This is a genomic window from Rivihabitans pingtungensis, assembly GCF_003201855.1.
Classification (GTDB): Bacteria; Pseudomonadota; Gammaproteobacteria; order Burkholderiales; family Aquaspirillaceae; genus Rivihabitans; species Rivihabitans pingtungensis.
On sequence record NZ_QJKI01000025.1, the window covers coordinates 1 to 14,242 of the forward strand.

Below are 14,242 nucleotides of genomic sequence, written 5' to 3' on the forward strand. Positions count from 1 at the left end.
ATGGCGGGCATGGTGATTTCCTCAGCGGGGTTGTGCTGTCCTGTATGCAGCGGCTGTGCCTATTATCTGTTCAGATCATGGTGACTGGCTACTAGCGCCGCTCACAAAACCCAGCGCAGCGTCGCGCGGCCTGGTTGCCTGCCTGCGGCCGCACACCTGACCAGCACCGCTGCGCTGAGTGTGATGAGCGACGGTTAACCATACACTGAGACAATCGCCACCCCCGCAAAGATGGAAGCACAACCATCTGATTTTACTGGGCTTTGTGCTCCGCTTTACGGCTGCACCACAATATCATTGCGCACCCCAGCCACCCCCGGCGTGGCCCGCGCCAAAGCCTCGGCCCGCACCCGCTCGGCCGCGCTGCGGGCAAACCCGGACAACTGCACCACCCCGCGCAAAGTCTCCACCCGAATCGCCACCGCGCTCACCGTCGCATCCTCGGCAAACCGCGCCTTCACCCGCGCGGTGATGCCGGTGTCGTCCACATACTGGCCGACGGTGGACTGATCACGGCTGACCGCGCAGCCGGTGACGGAGACGGCCAGCAAAGCGGCCAGGGCGAAGGAGGCGGGGAGAGTGCGACGCATGGTGGGCTCCTGGGGAAAGTCGAAGGGAAAACGCCCCGCCAATTGGGTGGCGGGGCGTGGGGGTTGGAGTGTGGGGGGAGGGGAAGGTTCTACGGATTGCTCTCTGCTTCTGGGACGAGCTTGTCAAGCACCGCAAGTAAGTCATTTTGTTGATCTTTTTGCAGCGAGTCTCGAATGCGAGGAATAAGCTGAGAAAGTTTGGAGTGAACAATTAACTTTGAGTTCTCTCTTTCTTGCGCTAAAGATCCTAGCATCCAACCATGTAAATGTTTTTTTTGATTGTCATTCAATTTTTCAAGGGCAGGCAAACCAGAAAGCCAGTTATCTAAGATGTGCGGAGAAATATGTGAAGAGTGCGAAAATAACTTATTAAGAATAGTAACACAAGAAAAATCACCATACTCCATTTTTGAGAGCACCTGCTCAAAAATAGAAAATGGATATTTTGACAACACCTCATCATAAATAGAATCCATGTCCAGCTTTTTTTGCTTTATTCGGGAATCCAATACAAATAACGGACCTTTTTTTTCAATCTCCCGATTAAAATATTCCCTTTCGTCGTACGATTGAACGCGGTATAAGTAAACCTGCAACCCATTAAAAGATCTTTGAAAAGAATGCAGATGGACATGGTTTAAATGTGTCTCTGGTTGCAAATATAGTTCTTCGGCAACTTTTGCTATGAGTTTAGCCAAACCACAAGCTTTCTCTAACAACTCCTGCTCTGTTACTCTATTCAGCAAATAAAACTCTAATTCACGCTCCAAATAATCATGGTGGCGTAGCATGCCAGCGCGGGCATCTATAAATTCAACAAGTTGGTCTCTATTTTTTACCTCAGAAAGCATGAACTCTACCCCATACTTAGACTCAAATTTTTTATATAAATAGCGAGCACATGCTCGAGATTTTTCTTCTAGCTCAGCTAGGTCGGCACGCTCCACCATGGCATATTCATGGCGCATCATAGAAAAAGGCCGCCTTTGAGATTCAGTAGGAAATCCCAAAAAGAAAGCTATGCATTCCAACTCCGATTTGCGTACGATTGGAAAAAAGCTTTTTTTGAGCTCTGAGCGCCAATCCATTCTTGAAGTTTTTTAAGCCCTTCTTTAGCCTCAGCATCTTGATCGGCATCCTTAACCCAATTAATCGAAGGCTTGTAATAAGGATGGTTCTTATAGTCACACATTGCTTGACATAGGGTAGAGCAAGCATTTGCAGCATGCAGATAAAGTGCCTCTAAAAAGAGAAAAAACAAAGGGTGTATAAGAAGATCATGATTGTACTGTGTATTTATGGCATCTCGAAGACGTTTAGCTTGCCTGGTGTTGTTGATAAAGCTTTCGCAAATCAACCCCCAGCCATACCCATTATGAGAATAATGGTCAGTAGGTTTTTGTAGGATTTCATGTATTGCAGGCACACTGGAAAAAATCTCACGATATGCTTTTTCTTTCATCTGTGGAGTTGGCACTGGTAACGCAATAGGCATCTGCACAATTTTTTCTAAAAACAGCTCGCCTCGCCCTGGGTGAAATTTATCCAAAGCAGCCGATACTACTTTCCGATCATACGCCAACACATAAACCACATTGGGGAAATTAGCGACAGATTTAATCACCCGAAACATTTCTTGTAATTCGTCTGCGGGTAGTCGGTCGAGATCATCAATAAATACAACTCGCTGAAAGCGATCTTTTTTGAGCAGCTCTTCGAGTTTTTTCTTTCTAGCCTCGAATCCTTCTGGAGGGGTAAGCTTAGCGATGGCTAAGCTCAGTCCTAGTTTAATCGGCCAGAATAGCGCGGGTACTAATAATGCTACTTGGCCATTCTCCAGCCAAGGCTTGATTGCGTTTGAAACACTGTCACCAAACCAATCCAGCATGGGATTCAGAGCAGCACTCACAACAGATGCTAATACCAAAGCAATAATTTCCAGCTTGGATTTCAACCAGACATTATCTGTGCTAGCTTGCCTCTCCAGGCTTTTCAGTAAATCACGAATTGAAGAGCGTAACCATGGCTCCTGGCCCTCCAACTCTTTCAGCAATTTGTCCAGCAAGTTTTCTTTGCCAGAAAACCACCATGGATCAAATTCAATCAGCTTGATTTGCCTGACTGGTTTTTTTCTCTGCACTTTTTCTTGAAGCAATTGGCAAAGATTTGCGCAGAAGCCTTGCGGAGCCAAGCGTGCTTGCTTCCGCCAATGCTTTTTCATCATCAACAAGAAAGATGACTTACCTTCTCCCCATTTACCCTCTATTCCAACAACCATTGGCTCACGGCGCGGAAAGCTAGCGATTTTGTCCGCCAAGCGAGCGGCAGGTTCGGCAAAACCGAGTTTGTCGTTAGATGTTGGGCGGTCACCTCGTACTTGCCCATTGTTATGTAGCGTGTTCATAGCTCAGCTTTCATCATGCATTTGGCCTCAATTGTACGCCAAACGCGGTGAGCGCTTGCACCGCCCCCTTTCCGACTTTGCCCTTTACTGGCACAGTACCCCTTTCAAACGCCGGTTTGCCGGCGGTGGGGGCTGGTGGGCCAGAAGCCTGCTGGGGATGGCCGGGGTGATCGTCCCGGTGGATCAGATAAACAAGGATGAGCGGATGACAGCGTCTCCGGTGTGTTTGATGGTGGTGGCCAGTCATGATGGGCGCTGGCTGCATGAGACGGTGCAGGGTTTGAATGCGCTGGCGGCGCGGCAGGAGGCTGTGCCCGGCTTGCGCTTTTTGCCGGCGGCCAGCGCCGACGAGGCGTTGCGGCTGGCTGGCGAAGAGGGCGATGTGCAGGGTGTGCTGGTGGACGAGAGCATGCCGGCGCGCGGGGCGATTGCCTTGGTGGATGCGCTCAATCAGCTGCGCCCGGAGCTGACCTTGTATGTGCTGCTGGACAATGACGACGAAAAAGCCATGGTGGATACGTTGTCGGCGGATAGCGTAAATGGCTATTTTTTCCGCGAAGAGCGCGATTGGGCCAGTTGGTTGCGCATTATTCACGCCGAGCTGGTGGATAAATCGGCCACGCCGTTTTTTGACCGGCTGCGCCGTTATGTGGCAATGGCTAAAGATTCCTGGCACACCCCCGGCCATTGCGGCGGTGATTCGCTGCGCGCCAGCCCGTGGGTGCGCGACTTTTTTGATTTTGCTGGCGAAGATATGCTGCGCGCCGATTTATCGGTGTCGGTGCCGATGCTGGATTCGCTTTTGCATCCCACCGGGGTGATTCACCAGGCGCAAAAGCTGGCAGCGCAGGCGTTTGGCGCGCGGCGGACGTTTTTTGCCACCAATGGCACGTCTACCGCCAATAAGGTGATTGTGCAAACCTTGCTGGCGCCGGGTGATATGTTGTTGCTGGACCGCAATTGTCATAAATCGGTGCACCATGCGGTGATTTTGTCTGGCGCGCGGCCGGTGTATCTGGATTCGTCGGTCAATCGGCAATACGGGATTTTTGGCCCGGTGCCCAAGGCCACGCTGCTGGCGGCGATGGATGCTCATCCGCAGGCCAAGGCGCTGATTTTGACCTCGTGCACCTATGACGGTTTTCGTTATGACCTGGCGCCGATTATCGAGGCAGCGCATGCGCGCGGCATCAAGGTGATTGTGGACGAAGCCTGGTATGGCTGCGCGCGCTTTCACCCGGCGCTGCGCCCCACTGCGCTGGAGTGTGGCGCGGATTACGCCACGCAATCCACCCACAAGGTGCTGTCAGCGTTTTCTCAGGCCAGCATGATTCATGTCAACGACCCGGATTTTAACGGCCATTTGTTCCGCGAAAATCTCAATATGCATACTTCCACCAGCCCGCAATACGGCTTGATCGCCAGCCTGGACGTGGCGCGCAAGCAGGCGGTGATGGAAGGCTATAAGCTGTTGTCGCGCGCGCTGCGCCTGGCCGCCGAGCTGCGCGAGCAGATTAACGCCACCGGGGTGTTTCGCGTGCTCAGCCTGGAAGAGATGCTGCCGGAAGATGTGCGCGACGACGGCGTGCGGCTGGACCCCACCAAGCTGACCGTGGATATTTCCGCCAGCGGTTATAGCGCCGACGAGCTGCGCGAGGTGTTGTTCGAGCGCTTTAATATCCAAGTAGAAAAATCCACTTTTAACACCCTCACCCTGCTGGTGACGCTGGGGGCAACGCGCAGCAAGGTGTCGCGGCTGTATGACGCGATGCTGCGGCTGGCGCGCGAACGCCGTCCGCCGGCGGTGCGCCAGCGCATGCCGGAAATCCCGCGCTTTACCCAACTGGCCTGCCTGCCGCGCGATGCTTTTTACGAAAGCGGCGAGCGCCTGCCCTTGTTTGACGAACACGGCCAGCCCAATCCGGCGCTGGTGGGCCGGGTGAGCTGCGACCAGGTGACGCCGTATCCGCCGGGCATTCCGGTGCTGGTGCCGGGCCAAGTGATTGATTTGTCTATTTTGAATTACCTGGCGCGGCTGGGCGCTTCGCAAAAAAGCATCGAGCTGCACGGCGTGGATGAAAGCCTGGGCGAGCCGGCGCTGCGCGTGCTCAGCGCGGATGAGCTGGTGCTGTTGCCGGGCGGGCGGCTGGACAATTAAGAGCGGCTAACAAAACCCTCCTGGCGTCGTTGCCCGACCTTGCCGTACTGCTTGTACTGTCTGCGGTCGTGCGCCTAGCCAGGATCGCTGCGCTGGGTTTTGTTAGCCACTCTAAGCGTCGCGCACAGCACCTTCCTGGCGTGCCGGTATGAGCGTGTCGTAGTTCTTGTATTTCTGCGGCAGCGCGCCTGGCCAGGCGCGTTGCGCTGCGTGTGGCAAGCGCCGCTCACGCTGCGCCAAGCCGGCAGCAAAATGTCCCGGCAAGGCGGGCTTTCACGCCACGGGCATCGTCAAGCCTTGCCAGCCAAGGCTAAATCCGTTACAACTACCACTTGCAGCTTGTGCTGCCCAACCCCACGCGCCCGGCCTGGCCGGGCGTGATATTTTGGCGCCCACGCATGGGCGTGCAGGCTGGCCGCGCGGCGCGCGTCTGGCCCGCCCGTTGCCGGCGGCCTTCCCTACGGACCTTTTTTCATCATGAAGCCAGCCAGACATTACCTGCAATTCAGCGATTTGACCCGTGACGAATACCTGCACCTGTTCGAACGCAGCCGAATCCTGAAGCGACGTCACTACGATGGCGAGCTGTACCGCCCGCTGGTCGGCAAGGTCATGTCGATGGTGTTCGAGAAGAACTCCACCCGCACCCGCGCCTCGTTTGAAGCCGGCATGGCGCAAATGGGCGGCCATGCCATGTTTCTGGATTCCAAAAGCTCGCAGCTGGGCCGGGGCGAGCCGATTGAAGACACTGCGCGCGTGCTGTCGCGCATGTCCGACATCATCATGATCCGCACCTTCGAGCAAGCGCTGGTTGAGCGCCTGGCAGCGTTTTCCCGCGCGCCGGTGATCAACGGCCTGACCAACGAATATCACCCCTGCCAGGTGCTGGCCGATCTGTTCACCTGGGTGGAGCAGCGCGGCCCGATCAGCGGGCGCACCGTGGCCTGGATTGGCGACGGCAACAATGTTGCCCGCACCTGGCTGCAAGCGGCTAAACTCTTGGGTTTCAAGTTCCGCATCGCCTCGCCCAAGGGCTATGAGCTGACGGTGCTGGATGCGCAGGATTACGGCCCGGACGTCTACGAAGTGTGCGACAACCCGCTGGACGCCGCGCGCGGCGCCGATATTGTCACCACGGATGTCTACACCAGCATGGGCTTTGAGGCCGAAGCCGAGGCGCGCCACCGGGCGTTTGCCGGCTATGGCGTCACCGCTGCGGTGATGGCCGCCGCCAAGCCGGATGCGATGTTCATGCACTGCCTGCCGGCGCATCGCGGCGAAGAAGTGGACGCCGAGGTGATCGACGGCCCCAATAGCGTGGTGTGGGACGAAGCCGAAAACCGCATGCATGTGCAAAAGGCGCTGGTGGAATTCCTGCTGCTGGGCCGCGTGGCCGACAAGAAATAACCGTTTTCTAAAGGCCGCCCGACGCGGGCGGTTGCTTTATAAGTCTGAGTGAAAGAACTGATCATGTCTGACGTCAAAAAAGTCGTACTCGCCTACTCCGGCGGCCTGGACACTTCGGTGATCCTGAAGTGGTTGCAAGACACCTATCAATGTGAAGTGGTTACCTTCACCGCCGACCTGGGCCAGGGCGAAGAGCTGGAGCCGGCGCGCGCCAAGGCGCTGCAATTCGGCATCAAGCCGGAAAACATCTTTATCGACGACCTGCGCGAAGAGTTCGTGCGTGATTTCGTCTTCCCGATGTTCCGCGCCAACACCGTGTACGAAGGCGAATACCTGCTGGGCACCTCGATTGCCCGTCCGCTGATCGCCAAGCGCCTGATCGAGATCGCCAACCAGACCGGCGCCGACGCCATCTCGCACGGCGCCACCGGCAAGGGCAACGACCAGGTGCGCTTCGAGCTGGGCGCCTACGCGCTCAAGCCGGGCGTGAAGGTGATTGCCCCGTGGCGCGAGTGGGATCTGCTGTCGCGCGAAAAACTGCTGGCCTACGCCGAAACCAACGGCATCCCCATCGACATGAAGCACCGCAACGGCGGCTCGCCGTACTCGATGGACGCCAACCTGCTGCACATCTCGTTTGAAGGCCGCCATCTGGAAGACCCGGCCGCCGAGGCCGAAGAATCCATGTGGCGCTGGACCGTCTCGCCGGAACAAGCCCCGGACGCCGCCGAATACCTGGACGTGGAATTCGCCAAGGGCGACATCGTGGCGCTGAACGGCGTGGCCATGAGCCCGGCGCAAGTGCTGACCAAGCTGAACGAACTGGGCGGCAAGCACGGCATCGGCCGTCTGGATCTGGTGGAAAACCGCTACGTCGGCATGAAGTCGCGCGGCTGCTACGAAACCCCGGGCGGGACCATCATCCTGAAGGCTCACCGCGCCATCGAATCGATCACCCTGGACCGCGAAGTGGCCCACCTGAAGGATGATCTGATGCCGCGCTACGCCAGCATGATTTACAACGGCTACTGGTGGAGCCCGGAGCGCCTGGCCCTGCAAGCGCTGATTGACCACACCCAGCAAACCGTTAACGGCTGGGTGCGCCTGAAGCTGTACAAGGGCAATGTGATTGTGGTTGGCCGCGATTCCAAAACCGACTCGCTGTTCGACCCGACCATCGCCACCTTTGAAGACGATGCCGGCGCCTACGACCAGCGCGACGCTGGCGGCTTTATCAAGCTGAACGCGCTGCGCATGCGCATCGCCGCCAACCTGAAGGCCAAAAAGGGCTGATGCCAGACCGGGCGGCGTATGTCCGCCCTGCTGGCCCACCCGTCAAACCCGCTGCCATGGCTGGCCGCGGGTTTTTTTATTTGCGATAATTGCCGATTGACCTGATTGCGCCTTGCGCGCCCTGACTTGAGCCGACCGCCCACCGGCGGCGGCGCTGGAATGACTGACCGATGACCGCACCCGCCCCCCTGTCCGCCGAACTGGCCGCCGCCCTGGAAACCATCCGCCGTGGCGCCGACGAATTGCTGATCGAAGCCGAGCTGATCGCCAAGCTGAAAGAAAACCGCCCGCTGCGCATCAAGGCCGGCTTTGACCCCACCGCCCCCGACCTGCACCTGGGCCACACTGTGGTGCTGACCAAGATGCGTCAGTTGCAGGACATGGGCCACCACATCATGTTTTTGATTGGCGACTTCACCGGCATGATCGGCGACCCGACCGGCAAAAACACCACCCGCCCGCCGCTGACCCCGGAACAGGTAGCGATCAACGCCAAGACCTACCAGGAACAGGTGTACAAGATTCTCGACCCGGCCAAGACCGAAATCTGTTTCAACTCCACCTGGCTGAACCAGCTGGGCGCCGGCGGCATGCTCAAGCTGGCGGCCAGCACCACGGTGGCGCGCATGCTGGAGCGCGACGACTTCAAAAAGCGCTTTGGCAACAACCAGCCGATTTCGCTGCATGAATTCATGTACCCGCTGATGCAGGGCTACGACTCGGTGGCCATGCAGGCCGATATCGAACTGGGCGGCACCGACCAGAAATTCAATCTGCTGATGGGCCGCATGCTGCAAGAACAGCACGGGCAAAAGCCGCAATGCGTGATCATGATGCCGCTGCTGGAAGGCCTGGACGGCGTCAATAAAATGTCCAAATCGCTGGGCAACTACATCGGCATCTCGGAAGCCGCCAATGACATCTTTGGCAAGGTGATGAGCGTGTCCGACACGCTGATGTGGCGCTATTACGAGCTGCTGTCGCTGCGCCCGCTGGCCGAGATCGAGCAGTTCAAGGCCGACATCGCCGCCGGGCGCAACCCGCGCGACGTAAAAGTGCTGCTGGCGCAAGAGCTGGTGGCGCGTTTTCATTCGCAAGCCGCCGCCGAAGCGGCGCTGGCCGACTTTGAAGCGCGCTTCAAGCAAAACGCCATCCCCGACGACCTGCCGGAAGTCACCGTGCAAACCGGCGAAGGCGGCGTGCTGGCGATTGGCAGCGTGCTGAAAGAAGCCGGCCTGGTGGCCTCCACCTCGGAAGCCATGCGCATGATCGACGGCGGCGGCGTAAAGGCCGACGGCGAAAAAATCGAAGACAAAAAACTGCAACTGGCCGCTGGCGCCACCCTGGTGCTGCAAGTGGGCAAGCGCAAGTTCGCCAAGGTGACCCTGGTCTGAGCGGAGTCTTGCCATGCCGCTGTCTCATCTGACCTTGGTGGTCCCCGATTTGCTGTGGGCCGACCCGGACTTGCGCCGCGAAGCCACCCGCGAGCTGCCCTTGCCGGCCCTGGGCTGGCTGCTGGGCCGTGGCCAAGCGCGCGCGCAGGCGCAAAGCGCCTCGGCCTGCCTGGCCGAGCTGTTTGCCGCGCCGGCTGATTTGCCGGTGGCGCGCGCGCTGGCCCGCGCCGACGGCCTGGCCGCCGACGACGGCCACTGGCTGTGCGCCGACCCGGTGCATTTGCGCGTTGAGCAGGATTATCTCTTGCTGGCCGACGCGCGCATGTTTGCGCTGAACCAGGCCGAAGCCGACGCCCTGGTGGCGACGCTGAACAGCCACTTTGGCCAGGACGGCCTGTGCTTTTACGCGCCCACCCCCAATCGCTGGTATCTGCGCCTGGACGCCGCCAGCGCGGCCGAATTCACCCCGCTGGCCGAGGCGGCGGCGCAGAATATTGATTTTCATCTGCCGCGCGGCGAGCGCGCCAGCTATTGGCGGCATATGCTCAACGAGCTGCAAATGCTGCTGTTCAATCACCCGGTGAACGAAGCCCGCGAACAGGCCGGCGCGCCAGTGATCAACAGCGTCTGGCCGTGGGGCCAGGGCGACGCCGCCTTGCGCGCGCCGGCCGCGCAGCTGTGGGCGGACAGCCCATTGCCGCTGGCGCTGGCCGCCCAGGCCGGCGCCCGCGCCGCCAGCGCCCCGGCCCAGCTGGACGCCGCCTGGCTGGCGGCGCAGTCCGGCGAGGCGCTGATCTGGCTGGACACGCTCAGCGGCGTGCTGCGCTATCAGGATGGCTACGGCTGGCGACAGCGCCTGCAAGCACTGGAGGCGGATTACTTTGCCCCGCTGGCCCAGGCGCTGAAAACCGGCCAGTTGGGCCGGCTGACGCTGCGCTCGCCGGGCGAGGCCGGGTTTTGCGCCCAGCTGGGCGCGGCCGAGCGCTGGAAATTCTGGCGCGGTGCGCGCACCCTGGCGGAGCTGACATGACCGCCATTGCCGTGCGCGCGGCGCCAGAAGACGCCCGCCTTGCCCTGCAGGCCCAGGGCCTGCCCCCGTTGTTTTCGCGGCTGTTTGCCGCCCGTGGCGTGGCGCGCGCCGAGCAGCTGGATTACAGCCTCAAGCGCCTGCTGCCCTACCACACGCTGAAAGACATCGGCCCGGCCGCCGTGCGGCTGGCCGACGCCATCGCCCGGCAAGAACGCCTGCTGGTGGTGGCTGACTACGACGCCGACGGCGCCACCGCCTGCGCGCTGGCGGTGCGCGGCCTGCGCCGGCTGGGTGGCGTGGTGGAATTCATCGTCCCCAACCGCTTTGAATACGGCTACGGCCTCACCCCGGAAATCGTCGAACTGGCCGCCCAGCGCCGCCCGGATTTGCTGATCACCGTGGACAACGGCGTGGCCAGCGTGGCCGGCGTGCAGGCAGCGCGCCGCCACGGCATGGATGTGCTGATCACCGACCATCACCTGGCCGGCGACGAACTGCCCGACGCGCTGATCGTCAACCCCAATCAGCCTGGCTGTCAGTTTCCCAGCAAGCACCTGGCCGGGGTGGGGGTGATGTTTTACGTGCTGATGGCGCTGCGCGCCGAGCTGCGCCAGCACGGCGCCTTTGCCCACGGCGACGAGCCCAATCTGGCCGACTGGCTGGATTTGGTGGCGCTGGGCACCGTCGCCGACGTGGTGAAGCTGGACGACAATAACCGCATTCTGGTCGAGCAAGGCCTGCGCCGCATGCGCGCCGGCCGCGCCTGCGCCGGGGTGAACGCGCTGTTTGCCGCCAGCGGCCGCCAGGCGCGCCGCGCCAGCACGGTGGACCTGGGCTTTATGCTCGGCCCCCGGCTGAACGCCGCCGGCCGGCTGGACGACATGAGCCTGGGCATTGCCTGCCTGCTGGCCGACGACGGCGCGCACGCGCTGGCGCTGGCAGGCGAGCTGGACCGGCTGAACAAAGAGCGCCGCCATATCGAAGCCGGCATGCAGGAAGAAGCCCTGGCCCACCTGGCCGGGGTGGATCCGCAAGGCCGCTCGACGCTGTGTTTGTATCGGGAAGACTGGCACCAGGGCGTGGTGGGCATTGTCGCCAGCCGGCTGAAAGACCGTTTTCATCGGCCCACGCTGGTGTTTGCCCCCGGCGACGAGGGCGAGGTGAAGGGCTCGGGGCGGTCGATTCCGGGTTTTCATCTGCGCGACGCGCTGGACCGGGTGGCCAAGCAGCAGCCGGATTTATTGCGCAAGTTTGGCGGCCACGCCATGGCCGCCGGGGTGACCCTGGCCGAGGCGGATTTGCCGCGCTTTATCGCCGCCTTTGAAGCGGTGGCGCAAGACTGGCTCACCCCGGCGCAACTGACGCGCACCATCGAAACCGACGGCAGCCTGGCGGTGCGCGACATCGCCATGGATACCGCCGACCAACTGGCCGCGCAGGTGTGGGGCCAGGGCTTTCCGCCGCCGTCGTTTCATGACCAGTTTCGCGTGCTGGATCAGCGCCGGGTGGGCGAACGCCATCTGAAGCTCAAGCTGGGCCGCGACGGCGGCGAATTTGACGCCATGCTGTTCAACTGCCCGGACTGGCTGCCGGCGCGGGTGGACGTGGTGTATCAGCTCAATGTCAACGAATGGCGCGGCGAGCGCAATTTGCAGCTGATGGTGGACAACTGGCAGCCGGCGGCATAGGCACTGCTCTTGGCCAAAGAATGTGGCATGCACCAGGGGGGCCTCCACCTGGTGCAGCCGTCCGCCTGCCGCTGTCGCGCCCTTCCCTCCGAATCCCTACAATGGCAGATTGCCACCTTCGCGGAGCGCCGCCTTGACCCCCGTTCTTGCCTTTGACATCGAAACCATCCCGGATATTGCCGGCCTGCGCCTGCTGCACGGGCTGCCCGATACCGACGTCAGCGACGCCGACGTGGCCGAATATGCCTTTCAGCGCCAGCGGCAAAAAAACGGCAGTGATTTTTTGCCGCATCACCTGCACCGGGTGGTGGCGATTTCCTGCGTGCTGCGCTGGGGTGAGCGCATTCATGTCAGCACCATCGGCCAGCCCGGCGACAGCGAAGCGCGCATGCTGGAGATGTTTTTTGCCCTGATCGAAAAATACACCCCGCAACTGGTCAGCTGGAACGGCGGCGGCTTTGACCTGCCGGCGCTGCACTACCGCGCGCTGATTCACGGCATTGCCGCGCCGCGCTATTGGGATTTGGGCGAGGGCGACCGCGATTTCAAGTGGAATAATTACATCAGCCGCTATCACATGCGCCATCTGGATCTGATGGACCTGCTGGCCATGTATCAACCGCGCGCCAGCGCCCCGCTGGACGACCTGGCCAAGCTGGCGGGTTTTCCCGGCAAGCTGGGCATGGACGGCAGCAAGGTGTGGCAGGCCTGGCAAGCGGGCGAAGAACAAAACATCCGTGATTACTGCGAAACCGACGCCGCCAACACCTATCTGGTGTATCTGCGTTTTCAGCGCATGCGCGGCCAGCTGGACACCAGCGCCTACGGCGCCGAATGCCAGCGACTGCGCGACTGGTTAAGCGCCCATCAGGACAAAACCCACTGGCAGGCGTTTCTGGCCGCCTGGGCTGAGAGCCGCTAAGCCCCCCTCCTGGCGTTGTGGTGTAACCTTGCCGTACGACTTGTACTGTCCGCGGTCACACGCCTACGCTGGGTTTTGTGAGCGCCTCAGAGGACACTGACGGGGTCTTCTGGCGGCGTGTGCGGCAGCCGCACTTTGCCGCCAGTCATCATGCGCCAAGCCGTTCATTGGCTGGCATGCACGCGCGGTATTCAACGTGGCTGAGTCGCAGGCCCTTCGCTCATCAACCCACGCGGCGGGCCGCTGAGGCTTTCCAGCCACTCTTGCAGCAGCGCCTGGCGCCCCCGGCTTTCTGCCAGCGCCTGATTGGCCTGGTGCAGCGCGTCACTGAGCGTTTGCTGCTGAGCCAGCGCCGTTTGGCATTGCGCCTGCCAGCGTTGGCCGGCTTGTTCGCTGTCTTTCAGTTGCGACAAGAGCTGTTCGCGCTCACCGTGCAAGGCGGTGAGTTGCGCGTTCAGGCGCAATTCGCGTTTTTCCATGTCTTCGCGCAGCTGTGCCTGGCTAGCCTCCCATTGTTTGCGCGCCTCGCGCAGACTGGCGCGTTCAGCTTCGATCTGTTCATACAAATGCACCCGCAGCCCATCCAGCCGCTGATACGCCAGCGCCTCGCGCTGCTCTGCCTCGGCCTTGGCGCTGGCCAACGCAGCTTCCAGCCGTTGCTGGGCCAGGGTTTCTTGCTCGGCCAGGGCTTCTCGATGGCGGTTTAGCCATTCGGCCTGGCGCTTCTGGTTGTCTTCCAGCTGTCCTTGCAGCGCCTGGCATTGCTGGCCCAGTGCCTCGGCATTGGCCTGCGCGGCAGCCAGGCCTTGTTCCAGGCTGCGCTCGCGCTGCAATACCGCCTCGTGCGCTTCGCGCAATTCTCGTAATTGATTTTCCAGCTCGTGTTGCTTGCCTTGTGCGGCTTCGGCCACTTGCCGCGCGGCGCTGGCCTCGGCCTGCGCCTCGGCGCGCACCGCGTCCAGCGCGCTGTCAGCCTGCTGGCAAGCCTGCTGCCAGATGCTTTCCATGGCTTCTTGCAGGGCGGGCGGCCAGTCCGGCCGCCGGCTGGTTTGCGACATGCGCGCCAAAAAGGTTTGCCGCCACAGTTTTAGCGCTTCGTTGATGGTGGTGTTGGAGCCACTGCCCAGGCGGGTGCGCACCTCCAATACGGTGGGCCACTTGCCTTCGGCCACCAACTGAGTGGCGGCGTCGGCGATGCGCAGATAACTGGCGGATTGCGCTTGCATGCGAGGTTTTCCTGCGGTGGATGGCGATGTGTGTAAATATATTACGTAATACGTACATTACACAAGTTTATTATCGCACTATTTCCGATTATGGAAATAATAGGAAGTTTATTGGGGCCAGATAGCGAGG

At 60.4% G+C, this 14,242-nt stretch carries 11 protein-coding genes; 7 read left to right on the plus strand and 4 right to left on the minus strand.

The features are described 5' to 3' along the window. Positions 1-275: 275 nt before the first annotated feature. From DFR34_RS14130 to DFR34_RS14135, 3 genes are all read right to left on the minus strand, one after another. The gene (locus DFR34_RS14130; protein ID WP_110391805.1) at positions 276-590 is read right to left on the minus strand and encodes a BON domain-containing protein; all 315 of its coding nucleotides are present in this window, start codon (positions 588-590) and stop codon (positions 276-278) included. An 89-nt stretch (positions 591-679) separates the two neighbouring features. Next, positions 680-1,561 carry a hypothetical protein gene (locus tag DFR34_RS16960; protein WP_146215156.1) on the minus strand — a complete coding sequence of 294 codons (882 nt, stop codon included), beginning with the start codon at positions 1,559-1,561 and terminating at the stop codon, positions 680-682. Between the two features lie 47 nt (positions 1,562-1,608). Continuing rightward, positions 1,609-2,994 carry a KAP family P-loop NTPase fold protein gene (locus tag DFR34_RS14135; RefSeq protein WP_110391806.1) on the minus strand — a complete coding sequence of 462 codons (1,386 nt, stop codon included), beginning with the start codon at positions 2,992-2,994 and terminating at the stop codon, positions 1,609-1,611. Between the two features lie 205 nt (positions 2,995-3,199). Between DFR34_RS14135 and DFR34_RS14140 the strand changes: the two genes are divergently transcribed. From DFR34_RS14140 to DFR34_RS14170, 7 genes are all read left to right on the plus strand, one after another. After that, positions 3,200-5,152, plus strand: a complete 1,953-nt coding sequence (locus tag DFR34_RS14140) for an aminotransferase class I/II-fold pyridoxal phosphate-dependent enzyme (RefSeq protein WP_245906900.1) — start codon at positions 3,200-3,202, stop codon at positions 5,150-5,152. A 477-nt stretch (positions 5,153-5,629) separates the two neighbouring features. Then, the gene (argF, locus tag DFR34_RS14145; protein ID WP_110391808.1) at positions 5,630-6,559 is read left to right on the plus strand and encodes an ornithine carbamoyltransferase; all 930 of its coding nucleotides are present in this window, start codon (positions 5,630-5,632) and stop codon (positions 6,557-6,559) included. Between the two features lie 63 nt (positions 6,560-6,622). Beyond that, complete coding sequence (locus DFR34_RS14150) at positions 6,623-7,852, plus strand: argininosuccinate synthase (protein ID WP_110391850.1); 1,230 nt, start codon at positions 6,623-6,625, stop codon at positions 7,850-7,852. A 170-nt stretch (positions 7,853-8,022) separates the two neighbouring features. Further along, entirely contained in the window at positions 8,023-9,246 is a 1,224-nt protein-coding gene (tyrS, locus tag DFR34_RS14155) for a tyrosine--tRNA ligase (protein WP_110391809.1), read from the plus strand. A 13-nt stretch (positions 9,247-9,259) separates the two neighbouring features. After that, a complete protein-coding gene (locus DFR34_RS14160; protein WP_110391810.1) occupies positions 9,260-10,276 on the plus strand; it encodes a hypothetical protein in 1,017 nt (338 codons plus the stop codon). Further along, positions 10,273-11,964 (plus strand): single-stranded-DNA-specific exonuclease RecJ, encoded by a 1,692-nt coding sequence (gene recJ / locus DFR34_RS14165; RefSeq protein ID WP_110391811.1) that lies wholly within the window; start codon positions 10,273-10,275, stop codon positions 11,962-11,964. The genes DFR34_RS14160 and recJ overlap by 4 nt, the downstream gene beginning before the upstream one ends. 133 nt (positions 11,965-12,097) lie before the next feature. Beyond that, positions 12,098-12,886: a 3'-5' exonuclease gene (locus DFR34_RS14170; RefSeq protein WP_110391812.1), complete on the plus strand. Its 789-nt coding sequence runs from the start codon at positions 12,098-12,100 to the stop codon at positions 12,884-12,886. Between the two features lie 191 nt (positions 12,887-13,077). On the opposite strand, the gene DFR34_RS14175 is transcribed toward DFR34_RS14170, so the two are convergent. Further along, positions 13,078-14,112: a DNA-binding protein gene (locus tag DFR34_RS14175; protein WP_110391813.1), complete on the minus strand. Its 1,035-nt coding sequence runs from the start codon at positions 14,110-14,112 to the stop codon at positions 13,078-13,080. Positions 14,113-14,242 lie beyond the last annotated feature (130 nt).